The sequence below is a fragment of the Kaistia dalseonensis genome, from assembly GCF_030814715.1.
Taxonomy (GTDB): domain Bacteria; phylum Pseudomonadota; class Alphaproteobacteria; order Rhizobiales; family Kaistiaceae; genus Kaistia; species Kaistia dalseonensis.
Map to the genome: position 1 here is coordinate 999,642 of NZ_JAUSVO010000001.1, position 21,295 is coordinate 1,020,936.

Annotated in this window: 20 protein-coding genes; 14 read left to right on the plus strand and 6 right to left on the minus strand. The window is 65.0% G+C overall.

The features are described 5' to 3' along the window. Nucleotides 1–981: a LysR family transcriptional regulator gene (locus QO014_RS04600; RefSeq protein WP_266347440.1), complete on the minus strand. Its 981-nt coding sequence runs from the start codon at nt 979–981 to the stop codon at nt 1–3. Between the two features lie 233 nt (nt 982–1,214). On the opposite strand from QO014_RS04600, the gene uraH reads away from it, so the two are divergent. The 11 genes from uraH to QO014_RS04655 all read left to right on the plus strand — a co-directional run bounded on the left by uraH (nt 1,215) and on the right by QO014_RS04655 (nt 14,402). Beyond that, entirely contained in the window at nt 1,215–1,565 is a 351-nt protein-coding gene (uraH, locus tag QO014_RS04605; RefSeq protein ID WP_266347441.1) for a hydroxyisourate hydrolase, read from the plus strand. 3 nt (nt 1,566–1,568) lie between these two features. After that, nucleotides 1,569–3,053, plus strand: coding sequence for a xanthine dehydrogenase small subunit (xdhA, locus tag QO014_RS04610; RefSeq protein ID WP_266347442.1), 1,485 nt, complete (start codon nt 1,569–1,571; stop codon nt 3,051–3,053). Continuing rightward, a complete protein-coding gene (gene xdhB / locus QO014_RS04615) occupies nt 3,040–5,361 on the plus strand; it encodes a xanthine dehydrogenase molybdopterin binding subunit (protein WP_266347443.1) in 2,322 nt (773 codons plus the stop codon). Before xdhA ends, xdhB begins: the two co-directional genes overlap by 14 nt. Continuing rightward, nucleotides 5,361–6,371 (plus strand): xanthine dehydrogenase accessory protein XdhC, encoded by a 1,011-nt coding sequence (xdhC, locus tag QO014_RS04620; RefSeq protein WP_266347444.1) that lies wholly within the window; start codon nt 5,361–5,363, stop codon nt 6,369–6,371. The genes xdhB and xdhC overlap by 1 nt, the downstream gene beginning before the upstream one ends. Nucleotide 6,372: 1 nt before the next feature. Then, nucleotides 6,373–7,965, plus strand: coding sequence for an ABC transporter ATP-binding protein (locus QO014_RS04625; protein ID WP_266347445.1), 1,593 nt, complete (start codon nt 6,373–6,375; stop codon nt 7,963–7,965). Beyond that, a complete protein-coding gene (locus QO014_RS04630) occupies nt 7,949–9,034 on the plus strand; it encodes an ABC transporter permease (protein ID WP_266347446.1) in 1,086 nt (361 codons plus the stop codon). The genes QO014_RS04625 and QO014_RS04630 overlap by 17 nt, the downstream gene beginning before the upstream one ends. Before the next feature lie 5 nt (nt 9,035–9,039). Continuing rightward, nucleotides 9,040–9,960, plus strand: coding sequence for an ABC transporter permease (locus QO014_RS04635; RefSeq protein ID WP_266347447.1), 921 nt, complete (start codon nt 9,040–9,042; stop codon nt 9,958–9,960). Between the two features lie 83 nt (nt 9,961–10,043). Then, nucleotides 10,044–11,114 carry a BMP family ABC transporter substrate-binding protein gene (locus QO014_RS04640; protein WP_266347448.1) on the plus strand — a complete coding sequence of 357 codons (1,071 nt, stop codon included), beginning with the start codon at nt 10,044–10,046 and terminating at the stop codon, nt 11,112–11,114. A gap of 173 nt (nt 11,115–11,287) precedes the next feature. Beyond that, nucleotides 11,288–12,469, plus strand: coding sequence for a urate hydroxylase PuuD (locus tag QO014_RS04645; RefSeq protein WP_266347449.1), 1,182 nt, complete (start codon nt 11,288–11,290; stop codon nt 12,467–12,469). A gap of 137 nt (nt 12,470–12,606) precedes the next feature. Continuing rightward, nucleotides 12,607–13,128 carry a 2-oxo-4-hydroxy-4-carboxy-5-ureidoimidazoline decarboxylase gene (uraD, locus tag QO014_RS04650; protein ID WP_266347450.1) on the plus strand — a complete coding sequence of 174 codons (522 nt, stop codon included), beginning with the start codon at nt 12,607–12,609 and terminating at the stop codon, nt 13,126–13,128. Further along, nucleotides 13,125–14,402 carry an allantoate amidohydrolase gene (locus QO014_RS04655; protein WP_266347451.1) on the plus strand — a complete coding sequence of 426 codons (1,278 nt, stop codon included), beginning with the start codon at nt 13,125–13,127 and terminating at the stop codon, nt 14,400–14,402. Before uraD ends, QO014_RS04655 begins: the two co-directional genes overlap by 4 nt. A gap of 52 nt (nt 14,403–14,454) precedes the next feature. On the opposite strand, the gene QO014_RS04660 is transcribed toward QO014_RS04655, so the two are convergent. From QO014_RS04660 to QO014_RS04670, 3 genes are read right to left on the minus strand one after another with little or no spacing between them, the layout of a single operon-like run. Then, complete coding sequence (locus QO014_RS04660) at nt 14,455–14,955, minus strand: isoprenylcysteine carboxyl methyltransferase family protein (RefSeq protein ID WP_266347452.1); 501 nt, start codon at nt 14,953–14,955, stop codon at nt 14,455–14,457. Beyond that, nucleotides 14,952–16,082, minus strand: a complete 1,131-nt coding sequence (locus QO014_RS04665; protein WP_266347453.1) for a type III polyketide synthase — start codon at nt 16,080–16,082, stop codon at nt 14,952–14,954. Before QO014_RS04665 ends, QO014_RS04660 begins: the two co-directional genes overlap by 4 nt. 46 nt (nt 16,083–16,128) lie before the next feature. Continuing rightward, nucleotides 16,129–16,578 carry a tetratricopeptide repeat protein gene (locus QO014_RS04670; protein WP_266347454.1) on the minus strand — a complete coding sequence of 150 codons (450 nt, stop codon included), beginning with the start codon at nt 16,576–16,578 and terminating at the stop codon, nt 16,129–16,131. Between the two features lie 225 nt (nt 16,579–16,803). On the opposite strand from QO014_RS04670, the gene QO014_RS04675 reads away from it, so the two are divergent. Continuing rightward, nucleotides 16,804–17,349: an RNA polymerase sigma factor gene (locus QO014_RS04675; RefSeq protein WP_266347455.1), complete on the plus strand. Its 546-nt coding sequence runs from the start codon at nt 16,804–16,806 to the stop codon at nt 17,347–17,349. Next, nucleotides 17,336–18,175, plus strand: coding sequence for a hypothetical protein (locus tag QO014_RS04680; protein WP_266347456.1), 840 nt, complete (start codon nt 17,336–17,338; stop codon nt 18,173–18,175). Before QO014_RS04675 ends, QO014_RS04680 begins: the two co-directional genes overlap by 14 nt. Nucleotides 18,176–18,211: 36 nt before the next feature. Here the strand turns inward: QO014_RS04680 and rimO are convergent, their stop codons facing one another. Both rimO and QO014_RS04690 read right to left on the minus strand, forming a co-directional pair. Beyond that, a complete protein-coding gene (gene rimO, locus QO014_RS04685; protein ID WP_266347457.1) occupies nt 18,212–19,540 on the minus strand; it encodes a 30S ribosomal protein S12 methylthiotransferase RimO in 1,329 nt (442 codons plus the stop codon). Between the two features lie 203 nt (nt 19,541–19,743). Further along, on the minus strand, nt 19,744–20,322 hold the full coding sequence (locus tag QO014_RS04690; RefSeq protein WP_266347458.1) for a MarR family winged helix-turn-helix transcriptional regulator: 579 nt from the start codon (nt 20,320–20,322) through the stop codon (nt 19,744–19,746). A gap of 25 nt (nt 20,323–20,347) precedes the next feature. On the opposite strand from QO014_RS04690, the gene QO014_RS04695 reads away from it, so the two are divergent. After that, nucleotides 20,348–21,238, plus strand: a complete 891-nt coding sequence (locus QO014_RS04695) for an alpha/beta fold hydrolase (RefSeq protein ID WP_266347459.1) — start codon at nt 20,348–20,350, stop codon at nt 21,236–21,238. Nucleotides 21,239–21,295: the final 57 nt, after the last annotated feature.

Sequence of the window (21,295 nt, forward strand, 5' to 3'; positions counted from 1 at the left end):
TCAACCCGCGTGCAGGCGCGGATCGTCGGTCGTGTCGAAATAGGTCTTGGCGAGATCGAAGAACGCCGCCGGCGCGAAGCGTAGCCCGCCGCCGACCTTGACCACCATGGCAAAGCGGTTGAGCGGCAGCCCCTTATCCGCGATCGGCCGGAACACGATGTCGCCAGACGCGATTTCGCGCTCGATGCCGAGCGTGGTGATGAAGGCGACGTAGCGGCCGGTCTTGGCGAGTTCGAACAGCATCCGCACCGAATTCGCCTCGACATAGGAGCGGGGCGCGCGTCGGTCATGGTCCATGAACGGGTCGATGATGTCGCGAATGGAGAGGCCGCGTTTCGGCAGCGCCACGGGATGGGCGAAACAGGCATCGAAGGTGAGGGCATCCGCCGAGGCGAGCGGGTGATCGGGCCTCATGACGGCGCCGATCGGCAAATCGCGCCGGATCGCGACGTCGATGTCACGCCGCGGCTTGGTCAGGAAGGTGAAGCCGATATCGACCTCGCCCGAAACCACGAGGTCGACCACTTCCGAGCCGACCACCATGCGGACATCGACATGAAGCCGGGGATAGCGCTGGCCGAATTCCGAGATCAGGCCCGGGAGGATGGTGAGGCCGACGCTCTCGACCGTCGCGACCTTGATCGTTCCCGATTTCAGGCCCGCCAGCAGGTCGAGTTCGGAGACGGCCGATTCGAGCGGCGCCGTCAGGCTCTTCGCGTGGCGCAGCAGCACTTCGCCCGCCGGCGTCAACCGCAACCGCCGCGACTCGCGGGTGAAGAGCGGCATGTCGAGCGACGTTTCCATATGGGCGATCTGCCGCGCGATCGCCGAGGACGCGACGTTCAGCCGCCGCGCCGTCTCGCGCATCGAAAGCGTCTCGGCCACCATGATGAAATAGATCAGCGACGGCGTATGGAACAGGCGCGCCAGCGACGCCGGCGAAAGGCCGAATTTCGCGTTCTGCGACGAGCGTTCCGTCATGACACCGGCTCCTGTTGCTGCCTTTTCGGCAGCACTACGCGCTGCAAGAGGTGATATCATGCGCGGCCGGAGCGACCTAGCATAGGTCGACAGCGTCGAATGTCGGTCTATGGAGACAAAGTGCCGCCATTAAGGGCAGTGGGCGAACCGATATTCCGTTTGATTAAGTCTTGTGCATCTCACTATGGTTGGTTGCGAGCGATGCTCGCGCCGCAGTTCTTGATGGAATGAAGATGGGCCGTCTGACAACGCATGTTCTCGATACGGCCGCAGGCCGGCCAGCAGCCGGGCTGACGATCGAGCTTTATCGCCTGGCGCCCGAGCCGGTGCTGGTGAAGACCGTGGTGACCAATGCCGATGGCAGGGCCGACGGCCCGCTGCTCGACGGCGACGCCTTCACCAAGGGCGTCTACGAGTTGCGCTTCCATGTCGGGGCCTATCTCAAGACCGGCACGGCGGCGCTGCCCGATCCGCTCTTCCTCGATCTCGTGCCGATCCGCTTCGGCATTGCTGAGCCGGGGCAGCACTATCACGTGCCGTTGCTAATATCGCCCTTCGGCTATTCAACCTATCGCGGTAGCTGACCCATGCGCGAGAGCATTCGATTCGTCCGCCAAGGCAAGATCGTCGAGATCGCCGATCTCGATCCGATGGCGACGCTGCTCGATCATCTTCGCCTCACCGAATGTGCCACCGGCACCAAGGAAGGATGCGGGGAGGGCGATTGTGGCGCCTGCACGGTGGCGATCGGCCGTTCGCGCGGCGGCAAGGTCGTCTATGAGGCCGTGAATTCCTGCATCCAGTTGCTCGGCATGGTCGACGGCACCGAGATCGTCGCGGTCGAGGATCTGGCGAGCGGCGATACGCTGCATCCGGTCCAGGCGGCGATGGTGGAGAAGCACGGTTCGCAGTGCGGCTTCTGCACGCCCGGCTTCGTCATGAGCATCTTCGCGCTCTACCAGCATTCGGAAGGCCCCGTCGCACGCGGCGAGATCAATGATTGGATCGCCGGCAATCTCTGCCGCTGCACCGGCTACAAGCCGATCATCGACGCGGCGCTTTCGGTCTGCGAGGGACCACGGGCCGACAAATACCGCGCTGCCAGCGCGGATACGGCCGGGCTGCTCGATTTCCTGTCGGACGACAAGGACATCTTCATCGGCGACGACACGCGCTTCTTTGCGGCGCCCGCCTCGGTCGAGGGGCTTGCCGCGCTCTACCAGAAGCATCCCACCGCCGTCATCGTCGCGGGCGGCACGGATGTCGGCCTCTGGATCACCAAGCAGCTGCGCGACCTGCCGAAGATCATCCATATCGGCCGCGTGAAGGGCCTCGACGGGATCGAGGATACGGGCCGCGAGGTGCTGATCGGCGCGACGGCGACCTATGCCAAGGCCGAGCCCTATATGCGCGCGATCGATCCGGATCTCGGCGAACTCTTCCGCCGCATCGGCTCGAAGCAGGTGCGCGCCAGCGGCACGGTTGGCGGCAATGTGGCCAATGGCTCGCCGATCGGCGACACGCCGCCGGCATTGATTGCGCTCGGCGCCACGATGGAGCTTCGCCGCGGTGATCGCGCGCGCGCCCTGGCGGTCGAGGATTTCTATATCGAATATGGCAAGCAGAACCGCGCCTCCGGCGAGTTCGTCACCGGGCTCATGGTGCCGAAGCTGAAGCCGGGGCAGGTCTTCCGCTGCTACAAGATCACCAAGCGCTTTGACCAGGACATTTCCTCGGTCATGGGCGCATTCCGCTTCACGCTCGATGCGGACAGCGTCATCCGCGAGGCGCGGATCGCCTATGGTGGCATGGCCGGGATCCCGAAGCGCGCCAAGGCGGCCGAGGCCGCCCTGCACGGCACCTCGATCCGCGATTCAGCCGCCTGGTCGAATGCGTTTGCCGCGCTGCGGCTGGATTTCGCGCCGCTCGATGATCACCGTGCGAGCGCCAATTACCGTGCCGAGACGGCGCATGCCCTGCTCGGCAAGGCCCTGCTGGAAGCAGCCGGCACGCCGACGGGACGTACGCGCCTGATCGGTCGCCGTGAGGAGTTCACCGATGCCGCCGAGTGATGTGATGGTCCCCGATGCGGAACTCTCGGTCGTCCGCAAATCCTTGCCGCATGACAGCGCCCCGCGCCATGTGACGGGCTCGGCGGCCTATATCGACGATATTCGCGAGCCGGCCGGCACGCTGCACATTGCGCCCGGCTATGCGCCGATCGCGGCCGGCAAGATCACGGCGCTTGATCTCGACGCTGTTCGTACGGCGCCCGGTGTCGTCGCCGTCATGACGGCCGATGATATTCCCGGTGCGAACGATGTCAGCCCGAAGCTGCTCGGCGACGATCCGGCGCTGGCCGGCGACACCATCCGCTTCCACGGGCAGGTCGTGTTCATCGTCATCGCGAAGACGCGCGATCAGGCGCGCCGCGCGACCAAGAAGGCGAAGTTCACGACGGTCGCCGAGACTCCGATCATCGACGTCGACGACGCAACCGACCTCGTGCTGCCGGACTACGCCTTCATCCAGGGTGATCCGGAGGCGGCGATCGCCACAGCGCCGCGCATCTTCGAGGACAGTTTTCGCGTCGGCGGTCAGGAGCACTTCTACCTCGAGGGGCAGATCGCCATGGCGGTGCCGGGCGAGGCAGGCGAGATGCTCGTCTATTCCTCGACGCAGCATCCAAGCGAGGTCCAGCACCTCGTTTCCCACGCTTTGCACGTGCCTTCGAGCGCGGTGACGGTCGAGATCCGGCGCATGGGCGGTGGCTTCGGCGGCAAGGAGAGCCAGGCGTCACAATGGGCGGTGCTGGCGGCGCTCGCCGCTGCCAAGACCAAGCGCCCCTGCAAGATGCGGCTCGACCGCGACGACGACATGATCATGACCGGCAAGCGGCATGATTTCCGCGTCGACTACCGCGTCGGTTATGATGACGAGGGCCTGCTGCAGGGCGTCGACGTCACCTTCAATGCGCGCTGCGGCCATTCGGAGGATCTGTCCATGGGCGTCGTCGACCGGACGATGTTCCATGCCGATAATTCCTATTTCTATCCGCAGTCGCGCGTGCTCGCCCGCCGCCTGCGCACCAACACCTGCTCCAACACGGCGTTTCGCGGCTTTGGCGGCCCACAGGGCATGGTCTTCGCCGAACGCATGATGGACCAGATCGCCTATCGGCTCGGCAAGGATCCGCTCGACGTCCGCAAGGCGAATTTCTACCGCGATGGCAGCCGCGATCGCACGCCCTACGGCATGCAGGTCACGGATAATCTGCTACACGAACTGGTCGCCGAGTTGGAGACCAAGTGCGATTATCGCGCCCGGCGCGCAGAAATCACGGCCTGGAACGCGCAGAGCCGGATCCTGAAGCGCGGGCTGGCTCTGACGCCGATCAAGTTCGGCATTTCGTTCACGCTGATGATGCTGAACCAGGCCGGCGCGCTGGTGCATCTCTACCGCGACGGTTCGCTGCATCTGAACCATGGCGGCACCGAGATGGGGCAGGGGTTGTTCCTCAAGGTAGCGCAGGTCGTGGCCGAGGAATTCGGCGTCGACATGGGCAAGGTCGCGATCACGGCGACGCGCACCGACAAGGTGCCGAACACCTCGCCGACCGCCGCCTCGTCCGGCACAGACCTGAACGCCATGGCGGCGCTCAACGCCTGCAAGATCATCAAGGATCGCCTCTTCGCCTTCATCGAGGAAAAGTGGCAGGTTCCCCGTTCACAGGTGAAGTTCCGCGACAACCAGGTGTTGCTTGGCAACCGTGTGATGAGCCTCGGCGAACTCGCCAACGCCGCCTATGTCGACCGGGTCCAGCTCTCCTCCGCCGGCTTCTACAAGACGCCGACCATCGCCTGGGACCGTGACAAGGCCGAGGGCCGGCCGTTCTTCTACTTCGCCTATGGCGCGTCCTGCACCGAGGTGACGATCGACACCATGACGGGCGAGATGAAGGTCGACCGTATCGACGTCCTGCACGATGTCGGCAAGTCGCTCAATCCGGCCATCGACATCGGCCAGATCGAAGGCGGCTTCGTCCAGGGCATGGGCTGGCTGACGACCGAAGAGCTGGTCTGGGACAAGCAGGGGCGGCTCAGGACCCATGCGCCGTCCACCTACAAGATCCCTGCCGCCTCTGACATTCCCGAGCATTTCAAGGTCGAGCTGTTCGAGTCGGATGGCGCGCGCGTCGATACGATCTATCGCTCCAAGGCTGTAGGCGAGCCGCCGCTGATGTTGCCGATTTCGGTTTTCTGCGCGATCAACAATGCGGTGGCGAGCGTCAATCCGGGCACGGTGCCGATGCTCGACGCCCCGGCGACGCCCGAGGCCATCATGAAGGCCGTGCGGGCGATGACAGCGGGAGCCGACTGATGCTGGTCTGGCAGCGCCTTCTCGATGCGATCGACCGTCATGGCAAGGCTGCCATGGCGACGGTTATCGGGACGCGCGGCTCGGCCCCTCGTGAAGCGGGTGCGCGCATCGTGGTGCTGCCGGACGCCTCCTTCTTCGGCACGATCGGCGGCGGGACGCTGGAATGGCGGGCGATCGCCGATCTGCAGGCGGCGCTGGCTCGGACGTCCGAGCCCGGTCACGATGTCCGCTCGATCGCGCTCGGGCCGGAACTCGGCCAGTGCTGCGGCGGCCGGGTGGATCTGGCGCTCGAAGTATTCGATCGGTCGCGGCGGGATGAAGTCGCGCGGCTCGCTGCGGCGGAAGTGGAGGGCGCGTTCCGCACCCGCGCGATCCGCGACGGCGATGGCCCGTTGATCCGCGAGATCGATCCGAAGGGCACCGTGCCGATCGGCTCCGTCGAGAAGCATGGGCCCGTCATCGAGGAGGGCTTCGGCGATGATCGCCGCGTGCTCTATCTCTTCGGCGCCGGCCATGTCGGGCGGGCGCTCGTGCTGGCTCTGGCCCCGCTCCCCTTCGACGTCGTGTGGGTCGATCCGCGGCCAGAATCCTTTCCGAGCCATGTTCCCGGCAATGTGCGCTGCGTGCAGGCCGGCGATCCTGCCTCAGTGCTGGAGGGTGCTGCCGATGGCGCCTTCGCACTGATCATGACGCACAATCACGCGCTCGATCTTTCGATCGTGCACAAGGCTCTCGATACGCCGACGCTCGCCTATATCGGCCTGATCGGCAGCGCCACCAAGCGGGCGCGCTTTGCAAGCCAGCTTGCGCAGGCGGGTGTTCCGAAGGAGGATGTCGCTCGGGTGGTAACGCCGATCGGGCTTCCGGGCATCCATTCCAAACTGCCGGCGGTCATCGCCGCGTCGGTTACGGCCGATATGCTGACACGCGACGAGGCCCTGCGGCTTCAGGCGCGCGACGACGCGAATGCATCCTATCCAACATCAACCTTTGCCATGAGAGGCAGCTGAATTGGACGGCACCGGGGGCGGCCGCAGACAGCGGCCACAAGGTACAGCACTCGTCGAGGCGAGAGGCATCACGAAGCTGTTCGGCAGCTTCAAGGCCAATGACGACATCAACCTGTCGATCCGCCCCGGCGAGATCCACGCCCTGCTGGGTGAGAATGGCGCCGGCAAGTCGACGCTGGTGAAGATCCTCTATGGCTCGCTGCAGCCCTCCGAAGGCGAGATCCTCTGGAAAGGCCAGAAGGTCGGCATTCCGAGCCCGTCGGCCGCGCGCCGGCTCGGCATCGGGATGGTATTCCAGCACTTCTCGCTGTTCGATGCGCTGACCGTCACCGAGAATATCGCGCTCGCCCTGCCTGACCGGAAAAGCCGCTCTGCGCTCGCGCGCGAGATCGAGAAGGTCTCGGCCGAGTTTGGATTGCCGCTCAATCCCAATTCGGTGATCGTCGATCTCTCGGTTGGAGAGCGCCAGCGCGTCGAGATCGTGCGCTGCCTGCTGCAGAACCCCGAACTGCTGATCATGGACGAGCCGACCTCGGTGCTGACGCCGCAGGAAGCCGATGATCTCTTTCTGACGCTCGACAAGCTGACCGCGCGCGGCTGCGCCGTGCTCTATATCAGCCACCGCCTCGAAGAGGTGAAGCAGATCTGCCACCACGCGACGATCCTGCGCCATGGCAAGGTCGTGGCGGAATGCGACCCGCAAAAGGAATCGGCCGCCAAACTCGCGAGCCTCATGGTCGGCGCCGAGATCCACGCGCTGTCGTCCGAGGTTCCCGTGCCGGAGAACACGCGCACGCGCCTTTCGATCCGCAGCCTGTCGCTGCCTGAGCCCCACCCCTTCGCGGTCGCGTTGCACGATATTTCGCTCGATGTCCGCGCTGGCGAAATCGTCGGTATTGCTGGCATCGCCGGGAATGGACAGGGCGAGTTCTTCGATGCTGTCTCCGGCGAGCAGCTCGCCGCCACGGCTACCGCCATCAACATTGACGGCAAGCCCGCCGGCCGGCTCGGCGTGACGGCGCGCCGCCGCCTCGGCGCCGCCTTCGTACCCGAAGAGCGCATCGGCCATGGCGCCGTGCCACGCCTGCGCCTGTCGGACAATGTGCTCCTGACCCGTCATTCGACGGGCGACCAGTTGATGCGTGTCGGCGTGATCGATTTCGAGGGCACACGGACGCTCGCCGAGCGCGTCAGCCGCTCCTTCGACGTGCGCAAGGCCTCGTCGGACCCCGAGGCTGGGTCGCTTTCAGGCGGCAATCTGCAGAAATTCATGGTGGGGCGCGAGATTGACCGTCAGCCCGGCGTGCTCGTCGTCAGCCAGCCGACCTGGGGCGTCGATGCGGGCGCCGCCGCCGTCATCCGGCAGGCGCTGATCGATCTGGCGCGCTCCGGCTCGGCGGTGCTGGTGATCAGCCAGGACCTTGATGAGATCTTCGAAATATCGGACCGCGTCGCCGTCATGTCGCGCGGCTATCTCTCGGAGGCGCTGCCGGCCAAGAGCGTCACGCGCGAGGCGATCGGACTGATGATGGCGGGCCTCGGCGAAGGTCGCAGGAGCAATGGAGAGGAACTGGCGCATGCGCATCATTCTTGAGCGTCGCCCGGACCACAGCCAGACCATGGTGCTGCTGTCGCCGGTGCTCGCGATCGCGCTATCACTGGTCTCCTTCTTCATCATCTTCGCCGTCTCGAAGATCGATCCCTTCCAGGCGCTCTATGTCTATTTCATCGAGCCGCTGACGGCGCTCTGGTCGATCGAGGACTTGCTCGCCAAGGCGATCCCGATCATCCTGATCGCGATCGGCCTCTCGTTTTGCTACCAGTCCGCGGTCTGGAACATCGGCGCCGAGGGCCAGCTCGCGGCCGGCGCACTCGCAGGATCGATCATACCGGTGCTGCAGCCGACCTGGCAGGGCCCATTGGTCGTCACGGCCATGATGGTGATGGGCGTTCTCGGTGGCATGGCCTATGCTGCCATTCCCGCCGTCCTCAAGATCCGCTTCAACGCCAATGAGACGCTGACGACGCTGATGCTCGTCTATGTCGCCAACCTCTTCCTCGATTATGTGGCGCGCGGGCCGTGGCGTGATCCCGGCGGCTATAATTTCCCCAATAGCCGCGCCTTCGACGAAGGCCAGATGCTGCCGATCGTGGCCGGAGATTCCATACGCCTTTCGATCGTCTTCGTGATCATCGCCGTGATTGCCGCCTGGTTCCTGACCAGCAAGACGATCACCGGCTTCAAGATTCGCGTGCTCGGCATGTCGCCGCGCGCCGGAGCCTTTGGCGGCTTCAGCCGTAACAAGATGGTGATGATGACCTTCCTGATTTCGGGCGGCCTTGCGGGGCTCGCCGGCATCTGCGAGGTCGCGGGCCCCATCGGGCAACTCCGCACGACGGTTTCGCCAGGCTATGGCTTTACAGCCATCATCGTCGCCTTTCTCGGGCGGCTCCATCCCTTCGGCATCCTCATCGCCGGCCTTCTGCTGGCGCTGTCCTATATGGGCGGAGAGGGGGCGCAGGTAGCGCTCGGCCTTTCCGACCAGACCACCCAGGTCTTCCAGGGCATGCTGCTCTTCTACGTCCTCGCCTGCGACAGCTTCATCTATTACCGGCTGAAGATCGTGCGCCAGCGCGCCGTCGATCCAGCCCTGGCCCGGTGATCGTCATGACCATGCTGGAAGGGATTCTCCTCACCATCGTCACCGCCGCAACGCCGCTGCTCTTCGCCGCCCTCGGTGAACTGGTCGCCGAGAGGGCAGGCGTGCTCAATCTCGGCGTCGAAGGCATGATGGCGGTCGGCGCCGTGTGCGGCTTCGCCGCCTGCAACATGACCGGCATGCCGCTGATGGGGGCGCTCGCCGGCATCGCGGCCGGCATGCTCGCGGCAGGCCTGTTCGGCGTCGTCGCGCTCTTCTTCGTCGCCAACCAGAATGCGACCGGTGTCGCGCTGACCCTGTTCGGGCTGGGGTTATCCGCGCTGATCGGCGATGCCTTTGTCGGCATTCCCGGCGTGGCCGTGCCACGGGTCAACATTCCTTATCTGAGCGACCTGCCGGTGGTCGGTCGGCTCGTCTTCGGCGAGGATCCGTTCGTCTATGTCGCCATCGCGCTCGCGATCGGCGTCTGGTGGTTCCTGTTCAAGACGCGGGCCGGTCTGATCCTGCGCTCCGTCGGCGACAATCACAATTCGGCGCATGCGCTGGGCTTTTCCGTGTTCCGTACGCGCTTTCTCGCCGTGCTGTTCGGCGGTGCCTGCGCGGGTCTCGGCGGCGCCTATCTCTCGCTCGTCTATACCCCGCAATGGACACAGGCGATGACGGCAGGCCGCGGCTGGATCGCGCTGGCGCTCGTCGTGTTCGCGAGCTGGCTGCCGGGCCGGCTCGTCATAGGGGCGCTGCTCTTCGGCGCGGTCAGCATCCTGCAGCTGCATGCTCAAGCCATCGGCGTTGGCATCCCGTCGCAGTTCCTGTCGATGCTGCCTTACATCGTCACGATCGTCGCACTGGTCCTGATCTCCCGGAACCGGGCGCTGCTGAGCGTCAATACACCGGCCTGCCTCGGCCGCCCGTTCGTGCCGGACGTTTAGTGACGGTTCGGGTGCGGCTTTAACGTTGCGCTCGAACCGATTGTTCTACCTGATAAAATGCACCCAGAGAGGGAATAACGGAAATGCGGAAATACCTCGTTGCAATCGGCGCGATCGCGATCGCGGCCGGGGCGGTCAGCGCCGCCAATGCTGCCGACAAGGTCAAGGCCTGCTTCGTCTATACTGGTCCGCATAATGATGGCGGCTGGAGCCAGCAGCATGACGAGGCGCGCCTCGCCGTCGAGAAGCACTTCGGCGACAAGGTCGAGACGGCCTATGTCGAGAACGTGCCCGAGGGCCCCGATGCCGAGCGCGCCATCGAGCGCCTTGCCCGTTCGGGCTGCAACATCATCTTCACGACCTCGTTTGGCTTCATGGACCCGACCCTCAAGGTCGCTGCCAAGTTCCCGAAGGTGAAGTTCGAGCACGACGCCGGCTACAAGATGGCCGAGAACGTCTCGATCTACAACATGCGCTGGTATGAGGGCCGCTACGTCCAGGGCCAGATCGCCGCGAAGATGTCGAAGACGGGCGTCGCCGGCTACATCGTCTCGTTCCCGATTCCCGAAGTCGTGATGGGCATCGACGCCTTCATGCTCGGCGCGCAGTCGGTCAATCCGGACTTCAAGGTCAAGATCGTCTGGGCCAACACGTGGTTCGATCCCGGCAAGGAAGCGGATGCGGCCAAGGCCCTGATCGACCAGGGTGCGGACATCATCGTCCAGCACACGGATTCGCCGGCCGCCATGCAGATCGCCGAAGAGCGCGGCCTGCATGCCTTCGGCCAGTCGGCCGACATGTCGAAGTTCGGCCCCAAGGCCCATCTCGCCTCGCTGATCGACAACTGGACGCCCTACTACATCGAGCGCGTCCAGGCGGTTCTCGACGGCACCTGGAAGTCGACCGACACGTGGGAAGGCATGAAGGCCGACTTCGTGCTGCTGCAGCCGCTGCAGAACATGCCCGATGACGTCAAGGCCATGGCCGAGGACACGATCAAGAAGATCGAGTCGGGCGAACTGCAGGTCTTCAAGGGCCCAATCACCAAGCAGGACGGCACGATCGGCATTCCGGCCGGCACAGTCGCCGACGACAAGACCCTTCTCGGCCTGAACTGGTACGTGAAGGGCATCGACGACAAGCTGCCGCAGTAAGGGCGCACCCGGCTGGCGTTCCGCACGGAGCGCCAGTCCCCCCGGGGCCTGCGTGATCCGAGACCGGTACGCACGGCCCGATCGATCCTGCGATGGCCGGCTCTGGCCGGCCATTTGCATATTCATCGCCATCAGTCCCGTTCAGGTCGCCTCACCAAGGCTGAAGCAGCTTCATGTCCTCATTCTATGTCGAATGGCTGAACCTCCTGATCCGCTGGTCCCACCTGATCGTGGGCATCGGCTGGATCGGCACGTCGTTCTATTTCATCGCGCTCGATCTGAGCCTGAAGAAGCGCGAGAAGATGAACCCCGGCGTCTATGGTACGGCTTGGGAGGTTCATGGCGGCGGCTTCTACCATGTCGAGAAATACCTCGTCGCGCCGCCGGCGCTGCCGTCTGACCTGATCTGGTACAAATGGGAGGCCTATCTCACCTGGGTCTCCGGCTTCCTTCTGCTGATCGTGCAGTATTACTGGAACGCCAACACCTTCCTGATCGATCGATCCGTGCTGCCGCTGCTGCCGTCGCAGGCGATCGTGATTTCGGTGCTGACGCTGGTCGGCGGCTGGCTCATCTACGATCAGCTCTGCAAGTCGCCGATCGGCAAGAACACGCCGCTGCTCGCCGTCTGCCTGTTCGTGCTGATCGTCGGCGCAGCCTATCTGCTGACCCATGTCTTCTCGGGACGCGGTGCGCTGATCCATGTCGGTGCCTTTATCGGCACGATCATGGCGGTGAACGTGTTCGGCATCATCGTCCCGAACCAGAAGAAGATCGTCGCCTCGCTGCTGAAGCACGAGGCGCCCGATCCGCGCCTCGGCGCGATCGGCAAACAGCGCTCGGTGCACAACAATTACCTGACGCTGCCCGTGCTGCTGATGATGGTGAGCAACCATTATCCCTTCCTGACTGGCCATCCGCAGAGCTGGATCCTCGTCGCCTTCATCCTGCTGCTCGGCGGATCGATCCGCCATTTCCTGAACCGCCATGAAGCGCACGATCCGCTGCTCAAATATGTCTGGACCGTGCCCCTGGCGGCGGCCGCCCTCGGCGTATTGCTGGTGATGACGGCGCCGAAGCCGCTCGATATCGATCCGAGCCTCACGGTCAGCGATGCGCAGGTGCTGACGCTGACGGCCAAGCACTGCACCATGTGCCATGCGGCGCGGCCGACCCATGACGGCTTCGACGCGCCGCCAAAGGGCGTGCTGCTGACATCGACGGATCAATTGATCCTGCACAAGGACCAGATCATGGCGCAGGCGGTCAACGGAACAGCCATGCCACTCGGCAATGAGACGCACATGACCGAAGAGGACCGCAAGACCCTCGGCGCCTGGCTGCAGAGCCATTAGGCCGCTACCAGCGGCAGGCCGGGGACCCACGCGCTCCAGCCGCCATGTGTCACATCGATCCGGGCGGAAAACCGGTTTCCACTTTTCCGCCCGATGCTCTAGACAACGGACCGGGATTTTCAACCGTTCGGGACGTGATGCCAAACCAGCCGCTGACGATCGACGCCGTCAACCGCATGGATGAAGTGGCCTTCGTGGCGAGCTTCGGGGATATTGCCGAGCACTCGCCATGGGTGGCGCGCGCGGCTTTCGCGGAGGCTCCGTTCGCGGACCACGCGGCGCTGGTGGCGGCATTTCATCATGCGATCGAATCCGCCCCGCATGACGCGCAACTCGCCCTCCTGCGTGAGCACCCCGATCTCGCCGGCAAGGCGGCGATTGCCGGTACGCTGGCGCCCGAATCTTACAACGAGCAGACCGGCGCCGGCCTCGATCGCATGACGGCGGAGGAGTTCGCGCTGTTCACCGCGCTCAACAACCGTTATCGCGCGCGGCACGGCATTCCCTTCATCCGCGCGGTCAAGGGTTCGACCAAGGCGCAGATCATCGCCGCCTTTCAGGAGCGGGTCGAAAACGAGCCGGAGGTCGAGTTCGCGACCGCGCTGACACAGGTTGGCCGGATCATCCGTTTCCGCCTCGAAGATCGTGTCGCCGCATGACCAGCGAACTGACGACCCGGGCACTCGGCGAGAAGGCCCAGCGCATGATCGACGCGCTGGCGGCCATCTCGGCCAGCCCCGAGAATCTGACGCGCCTCTATCTGACGCCCGAGCACAAGCGCGCGGCGGAACTGGTCGAGGTCTGGATGCGCGAAGCGGGACTTTCCACCCGCATGGACGCGGCCGGCACGATGCGGGGTTCGCTCCCGCCCGGCAAGGCAGGCCGTAGCGGCAACAAGGCGCTGCTGATCGGCTCCCATATCGACACGGTCATCGATGCCGGCCGCTATGACGGCAATCTCGGCGTCGTGGTCGGCATTCTGGCGGTCGAGACGCTGAAGGCGAGGGGGGTCGAGCTGCCCTTCGGCCTCGACATTCTCGCTTTCGGCGACGAGGAGGGGGTTCGTTTCCCCGTCACGCTGACCTCGTCGGCCGTTGTCGCGGGCGTCTTTGACCAGAAGGCGCTCGATGTTGCCGACGAACAGGAGATCACGCTGCGCGACGCTCTCGTCGCCTTTGGCGGCGATCCGAAGCGGCTGCGCGACGAGGCCTATCAGCGGCCATCCGTGCTCGGCTATCTCGAGGTTCATATCGAACAGGGGCCGGTGCTGGAGCGGGCGAACGAGCCGCTTGGCGCGGTCACGGCTATTGCGAGCCAGAGCCGCCACCGCATCCGAATCCGCGGCGAAGCCGGCCATGCCGGCACAGTGCCGATGGGCATGCGCCATGACGCGCTCACCGCGGCGGCCGAGATCATCCTTGCCGCGGAGGAGATCGCGCGGAAGGACAAGAAGAACTCGCTCGTCGCGACCGTCGGCCACGTCGAGGTGATGCCGGGCGCGTCCAATGTCATCCCCGCGGATGTCCGTTTCTCGCTCGATGTCCGCGCCGCCAACGACAAGGCGCGCAAGGAGGCCGTCGAGGCGATCACCCTGGTGGCGCGCAAGATCGACAAGCGGCGCCATGTTGTCGTGGGCGTCGAGACGATGCTGGAGAAATCGGTCGCGGAATGCGCGCCGCGCCTGCAGAAGGCGATCGGCACGGCGGTGACGGCGATCCAGGGCAAGCCGGCGCGGAGCCTGATGTCGGGCGCCGGCCATGACGGGCAATCCATGGTCCATCTCGGCGAGTTCGGCATGATCTTCGTGCGCTGCCGCGCCGGTATCAGCCATAACCCCAACGAATTCGTCACGATCGACGATATGGGCCTCGCCGTCGAAGCGCTGGTCGGCACGATCCTCGAGCTGGCCAAACAGGAAACGGCCGGGCGATAGGGCAGGGCACCTTTCCCGCCCCATCGATTTTCTCGAGGCAGCGCTGGCTTAGTTAGCGCCGCACCGCCAGCACCCTGCCCTCGACACGAATACGATAGGCGAGGAGCGCCAGATTGAGGACGCCAAACAGGGCCGCCAATACGGGCAGGTCGAGGATCAGGGGCAGCAGCGGGATCTCGATCGCCACGACGAGGTAGTTCGGGTGGCGCAGCAGGCGATAAGGGCCACGCCTTTGTAGCGGGGCTCCATCGAGCGTGATGATCCGCGTGGTCCAGTACGGCCCGAGGCTGGCAATGATCCAGATCCGGAGCAGTTGCAGGACGCCGTAAAGGGCCAGCAGGGGCCAGATGACAGGCGGGGCAGGGGGCGTCAGCAGGAACAGCGCCACCAGCCAGGACGTGTGCAGGGCAATGAACATCCAGTAATGGTCGCCCCCGACCTCGCGGCCACCGCGCGCCAACAGGCGCGCGGTGTTGCGACGGGCGTGGACGAGTTCCAGGAGCCGCTGCAGGACGACGGCGCCCAGCAGCAGATAGGCCCATCCGAATGTCACGAAGGACGGCTCGCCTGCGCGACATCGACGATCTGGAACGCCGCCGTGAAGCCTGGCCCAAGCGCGGAAAGCAGCAATCGGCCAGACGCGCCACCGCGCAGCAATTCATCGAGCACGAAGAGAACAGTCGGCGCCGACATGTTGCCGTTCTCGCGCAGGACCGTTCGTTCGGCGTCGAGCTCGCCCGGCCCGTAGCCGAACACCTTCTCCAGTTCGTCCATCACCTTCGCGCCGCCGGGATGGCAGCATGGGCGGTCGATGTCGGAACGCGCGAGGCCGTTGCTGGCGAGGAACCCGTCCAGAGCGGCCGGATAATCGTCGGCGATGATCTGCGGGATGCTCTGCTGGAAGATCACGTCGAGGCCGTTGCTGTCGATGTTCCAGCCCATCACGCCGAGCGTGTCAGGCCAGCAATGCTCGCCGCTCGCGCCGAGCGTGATCGAAGCGCCGTCACCGGGCGCACCGCTGGTCAGCACGGCCGCTGCCGCGCCATCGCCGAAGAGCGCACAGGCGACGAGATTGCTCTTCGTCAGGCGATCATAGCGGAAGGCGAGGGAGGACAGCTCGACCACGATCAGCAAGCAGTTCATGCCGGGCCTGGAACAAGCCAACTGCGCCGCGCGGGTCAGGCCGAGCACGCCGCCGGCGCAGCCGAGCCCGAAGATCGGGAGGCGGATCACGTCGCGGCGGAACGGCAGCAGGTTCATCAGCCGCGCATCGATGCTCGGCGTCGATATGCCCGTGGAGCTGACGAAGACGATGGCGTCGATCTCGTCGGCGGCAAGGCCGGATGCCGCGAGCGCACGCTCGGCGGATTCCTTGGCGAGCGCCGTCGCATGCTCGACATAGAGCCGCGATTTCTCCTCGAAATCCGCCTGCCCCATGAACCACTCGACCGGCAGGCAGGAATGCCGCGTGTCGATCGCCGCATTGATGAAGACCTGCTCCAATTGCGGGAAAAAGGGCATTCGCGACGCGAACACATCGCGGGCGCGTTCGAGTGCGACCTTCTGGGGAACGTGGTTGGGCGGGGTCGCGGTGACCAGGGCACGGATCGACGCGACAGGTGCCGGCGCCGCAAGGGGCGCCGGCTGCCGGACCTGGTCCGGCAGCACGGTGATTGTCATACGCTATGCCTCAAAGGCTTCGGGAAAAGCACTAGGGTCTGATCCCTCAGTCGACCGGCTTGCCGGCGATCGCCGCCGCGAGCTCTTCATACTGCTCGCATTTGGTGTCGCCGCATAGCTGCTTGACGGTGTCGAGCTCCGCCTTGGCGAGTTCGTACTTGCCCGAGCTCACATAGCCTTCGCCCAGATATTCATGGGTGTTGATGTTGCGTGGATCGATCGCCAACGCCTGCATGTAATAGCCGATGCCAACATCGGTCTGACCCATCTTGCGGTGGCTGTAGCCGATATAGGTCAGCACCATCGAATCCTGCTTGTTGTCGACGGCATCGAGGACGTCGAGCGCATCCTGATACTGCCCGGCGAGCGCCATGGCGCGGCCCTGCTGCAGCAATTCCTTGTCGGTCAATCCGCTCGAGCGCGGCTTGACGCAGCGCTGCACGGCCGTGCTCCAGACGAGACCGTTCTTGCAGGTCGGGGTCTGGGGCGACTGCATGCCGCTCCCGCCGCCGCTGCTGCTCCCACCGCCACCGCCGCCGCCACTGGAGGCGAGGGCAGGGCCGGCCGCGGCAAGAAGTCCTGCGAATGCGACCGCGAGGGCCGATCGCGTGGTGCTTTGGAACATGCTAGTCATCTTGATAGTCTCCGGCTGGTACCTCCCGCCGGTCGCGGCGGAAGTCGCACCAAGAACAACCGCACCCGGCGACTTATTCGTTCTTCCATGAACACGAGCAGTCACGAAACAGTGAGGGACGGTCTAGCGACGCATCTCGCCGCGTTGTGGCGCTATGGGCTCGTCCTCTCCGGCAATCGCGACGTCGCGGAGGATCTGGTCCAGGCGACCTGCCTGCGTGCGCTGGAGCGCCGTTCCCAGTTCCAGCCCGGGACGCGACTCGATCGCTGGCTGTTCTCCATCCTGCATTCGATCTGGATCAACGAGGTCCGCGCGCGCGTCGTCCGCCAGGGTGCCGGCTTCGTCGATGCCGAGCTGGCGCTCGTCGTCGATGGCGGGCGCGAGATCGAAACGAATATATTGGCGTCTCAGATGTTAACTGAGATCGGCAGGCTGCCGGAGGCCCAGCGGGAAACCGTGCTGCTGGTCTATGCGGAAGGCTATTCCTACCGCGAGGCGGCCGACCATCTGAATGTGCCCATCGGCACGATCATGAGCCGGCTCGCCGTGGCGCGCGAAAAACTCGCGCAAGCCACCGGCGACCGTCCGGCCAAGGAAGAGGACGAGACGCGAGACCGCGATGAACGACGCTGACCGCCATCCCGACGAGGAACTCGTCGCCTTCCTCGATGATGAGCTCGCCTCGGAAAAGGCGCGCGACATTGTCGACGCGGCGCGAACGGACTCTGATCTCAGGGAGCGTCTCGCCTTTCTCGATTCCGGCGGGCGCCTGGTGCTGCCTGCGCTCGACGCTATTCTCGACGCCGCACCGCACGAACGGCTGCAAGGCCTGCTCGCAGCGGCAATTGCACGACAAGCCGATGATCCCGTGCCGATCGTCTCATCCACCGCGACACGGCCGTCGCCCTGGCAGAGGCTCGGCTGGGGGCAGCTCGCGGCGGCCGCCGCCGTGCTGCTCGTCATCGGTGGCGCCACCGGTGGCCTGATCGCGAGCAATTTCGGGCCCGCCGATCAAACGGAAGTCGTGACGGTGGGGCATGAGAACTGGCGGCAGGCCGTGGCCGAATACTGGCTGCTGACGACCGCCGATACGCTCGCCATCGCGCCGACGCCCGACGTCGCGCGTGAGCAACTGGCGCTGGCGGGCAGGGGGCTCGGACTGGATCTCGACAAGGCCGCGGCGCCCCCGCCTGCCCTCTCGTTTCGCGGCGCGCAACTCTTCGACTTCCAGGGCCGGCCGCTGACGCAGATCGCCTATATCGACCCGGATCACGGGCCGATCGCCTATTGCATCATCAAGACCGGTAACCCCAAGGAAACTGGACTCACCGATGAGACGCTGGACGGCTTCAACATCGTCCATTGGGCCTCGGGCGGCCATTCGCGGATGCTGATCGGCCGCGCGCCGCCGGAAACGCTGCGCGCCTATGCGGAGCAATTCGCCGCCAGCGCGGGGTGAGGGCGTCTCGGACGACCTCCCCGCCGTCGCCTGGCCTCAGACGACCTGGCCGTAGAGATCGTAGGGATCGGCACGTTCGAGCTTGACGGTGACGATGTCACCGACACGGATCGGCCGGCGCGACGTCACATGCACGCTGCCGTCGATCTCCGGCGCGTCCCAGACGGTACGACCCTTGGCGGAAAGCCCATTGCTCTCGTCGATGATGACCGGCACGCGGCGGCCGACCTTCTTGGCGAGCCTCTTGGCGCTGATCGCCTGCTGACGCTGCATGAAGCGGTCCCAGCGGTGCTGCTTGACCTCTTCCGGCACATGCGGGCCGAGATCATTGGCCGGGGCGCCATCGACCGGCTCGAACTTGAAGCAGCCGACGCGATCGAGCTTCACTTCGTCGAGCCAATCGAGCAGGAACTCGAAATCCTCGTCGGTTTCGCCGGGGAAGCCGACGATGAAGGTCGAGCGCACGGCGAGGTCCGGACAGATCTCGCGCCACTTATGGATGCGATCCGCCGTCTTTTCCTGATTGCCGGGCCGGCGCATGGCCTTCAGCACGCTCGGGCTCGCATGCTGGAAGGGAATGTCGATATAGGGCAGGATCTTGCCCTCGGCCATCAACTCGACCACGGCGTCGACATGAGGGTAGGGGTAGACATAGTGCATGCGCACCCAGGCGCCGAGCTCTCCCAGAGCCGCCGAGAGGTCAAGGAACTTCGCCCTCACCTCACGGTCGCGCCACAGGCTGGTCGCATATTTCAGGTCGACGCCGTAAGCGCTGGTATCCTGCGAGATGACGAGCAGCTCCTTGACGCCGGCCTTAACCAGCCGCTCGGCCTCGCGCAGCACGTCGGCGGCGGGACGGCTGACCAGGTCGCCGCGCAGCTTCGGGATGATGCAGAAGGAGCAGCGATTGTTGCAACCCTCTGAAATCTTGAGATAGGCGTAGTGGCGCGGCGTCAGCTTGATGCCCTGCGGCGGCACGAGATCGATGAAGGGATCATGCGCCGGAGGCACGGCCGTATGGACCGCGCCGAGCACGCTCTCATATTGCTGCGGGCCGGTAATGGCGAGCACGTTCGGGAAGGCATCGCGGATCTGCTCGGGCTCGGCGCCCATGCAGCCCGTCACGATGACCTTGCCGTTCTGCTTCATCGCCGTGCCGATCGCCTCAAGCGATTCCGCCTTGGCGCTGTCGAGGAAGCCGCAGGTATTGACGATGACGACATCGGCGCCGTCATGGTGGCGCGAAAGTTCGTAACCCTCGGCGCGCAGATGCGTCAGGATGCGCTCGCTGTCGACGAGCGCCTTGGGGCAACCCAGGCTGACGAAGGAAATGCGCGGGGCGTCGCGAGTGACGGGTTCGGTCATGTGGTGGCTTTCGATCAGGTTCGGTGTGCGCGCCATCGGCTCGGGCACTTGTTCGCGCCGCGTGCGATCAACTGGAAATCCGCGCAATGTTGCGCCTATCTGTCCAAGCCGCGTTGTCGTGTCAATGGGCGGATGAGCTTTGGGCGTCTGGCCAGACGCATCTCGGCGCCTGCACCCGTCGCGCGGGATCGCGCCGTGGCCGGCTACCGGGGCATATCGCCGAGGTCCTGCGCGACCCAGCCCGGCGCGTCCAGCCGCACCGGCGACGGCCCCACCAGCACGGCCAGGCTTGCCTCGAGTCTCGCGAGCTCTTCCGCACCGATCCGCTGTTCCCATTCACGGCGCAGCTCTTCAAAGATCGCCTCGCCTTGCCGCATCACCTCAAGACCGAGAGCCGTCACTTGAAGCAGCTTTCGCCGGGCGTCGTGCGGATCATCGGCCCGCACCACATATCCACGCTCCTGCAGCAGGGCGATGGTCTTGGCAGCCGCCTGTTTCGAGACGGCCAGACGGCGGGCCAGTTCCGACGCATTGCCGGCGCCCGCAGCAATGGCGCGCATAGCGAAATCATGCGCCGGCCGCACATCGTCATAGCCGCGGCGTGACAGCTCCGCGCTGGCCGCATCCGCCAACTGGCGGAAGCCTCCGAGAAGAAGCAATGCGAGATCGGCACCCGTTCTGACCATGAGCCGACAATAGGAGAGCGGCCCCAGAATGACAACCAGGTTGACTGAATGCTGGACATCGACAACCTGATTGTCTATCACTCCCGAGAACGACAACCATGTTGTCTATCTGGAGATTGAAATGAACCTTGCACCAATTGGGTCTACACTTCCGGGCGTCACGCACCATCGCGTTGCGCTCAATGGAGCGGAACTGCACTATGCGGCAGCGGGGCGGGCAGGGCCGCCTATCCTGCTCGTCCATGGGTTTCCCGAGACCTGGTGGGCGTTCCACAAGCTCATTCCGCTGCTTGTCCGGAGCCACCGCGTCTTCGCGGTCGACCTGCGCGGTTTCGGCGATTCGAGCCATGAGCCGGGCGACTACGACAGCGCCACCGTTGCCGAAGACCTGTACAGGCTCATCAAGCATCTCGATGTCGGCCGCGTGCATGTGGTCGGGCAGGATATCAGCGGAGCGGCCGTTTTCCGCCTTGTCGCTTCGCATCCCGACGACATTGTCAGCTTGACCGCTATAGAGATGGGGCTGGCCGGTTTCGGGCTCGAAATGCTTGCCGACGTCACGCATGGCGGCGCCTGGCATATCGGCGTCATGGCCGCTGCCGGCATACCCGAAATGCTGCTCGCCGGTCACGAGCGCGAATTCATCGCCTGGCTTTTCAACTCGATGAGTGCCAATCCGTCTGCGATCGGCGGCGCCGACATCGAGGAATTCGCGCGCAGCTATTCGCGTCCCGAGGGTTGGCGCGGAGCGACCGGTCTCTATCAGTCCATGCTGCGGGAAGGCGCCGAGATCAAAGCCATCGCCGAGACCGGTGCACTGAAGATGCCCGTGCTCGCGATCGGTGCCGGCGGCGGCACCTTCACGGTCGACACCATCTCGAAGGTTGCGGCCGGCCCGATTCGATCCGTCCTGCTTCAGGGCGTGGGCCATTATGCAGCGCTGGAGGCTCCTGATGAGGTGGCAAGCGCCATTGCCGATTTCGTGGCGGGCGGAGACGGCGTATCTGGTTGATCTGCCGACGGAAACTGGTCGACCGCCGCAGTGGGGCTCTTCAGCCTTCGCGCCGTA

Coding starts and splice junctions, on each gene's coding strand:
- QO014_RS04600 (WP_266347440.1), bottom strand. CDS start 981: ATGACGGAACGCTCGTCGCAGAACGCGAAATTCGGCCTTTCGCCGGCG.
- uraH (WP_266347441.1), top strand. CDS start 1,215: ATGGGCCGTCTGACAACGCATGTTCTCGATACGGCCGCAGGCCGGCCA.
- xdhA (WP_266347442.1), top strand. CDS start 1,569: ATGCGCGAGAGCATTCGATTCGTCCGCCAAGGCAAGATCGTCGAGATC.
- xdhB (WP_266347443.1), top strand. CDS start 3,040: ATGCCGCCGAGTGATGTGATGGTCCCCGATGCGGAACTCTCGGTCGTC.
- xdhC (WP_266347444.1), top strand. CDS start 5,361: ATGCTGGTCTGGCAGCGCCTTCTCGATGCGATCGACCGTCATGGCAAG.
- QO014_RS04630 (WP_266347446.1), top strand. CDS start 7,949: ATGCGCATCATTCTTGAGCGTCGCCCGGACCACAGCCAGACCATGGTG.
- QO014_RS04635 (WP_266347447.1), top strand. CDS start 9,040: ATGACCATGCTGGAAGGGATTCTCCTCACCATCGTCACCGCCGCAACG.
- QO014_RS04640 (WP_266347448.1), top strand. CDS start 10,044: ATGCGGAAATACCTCGTTGCAATCGGCGCGATCGCGATCGCGGCCGGG.
- QO014_RS04645 (WP_266347449.1), top strand. CDS start 11,288: ATGTCCTCATTCTATGTCGAATGGCTGAACCTCCTGATCCGCTGGTCC.
- uraD (WP_266347450.1), top strand. CDS start 12,607: ATGCCAAACCAGCCGCTGACGATCGACGCCGTCAACCGCATGGATGAA.
- QO014_RS04655 (WP_266347451.1), top strand. CDS start 13,125: ATGACCAGCGAACTGACGACCCGGGCACTCGGCGAGAAGGCCCAGCGC.
- QO014_RS04665 (WP_266347453.1), bottom strand. CDS start 16,082: ATGACAATCACCGTGCTGCCGGACCAGGTCCGGCAGCCGGCGCCCCTT.
- QO014_RS04670 (WP_266347454.1), bottom strand. CDS start 16,578: ATGCAGTCGCCCCAGACCCCGACCTGCAAGAACGGTCTCGTCTGGAGC.
- QO014_RS04675 (WP_266347455.1), top strand. CDS start 16,804: ATGAACACGAGCAGTCACGAAACAGTGAGGGACGGTCTAGCGACGCAT.
- QO014_RS04680 (WP_266347456.1), top strand. CDS start 17,336: ATGAACGACGCTGACCGCCATCCCGACGAGGAACTCGTCGCCTTCCTC.
- rimO (WP_266347457.1), bottom strand. CDS start 19,540: ATGACCGAACCCGTCACTCGCGACGCCCCGCGCATTTCCTTCGTCAGC.
- QO014_RS04695 (WP_266347459.1), top strand. CDS start 20,348: ATGAACCTTGCACCAATTGGGTCTACACTTCCGGGCGTCACGCACCAT.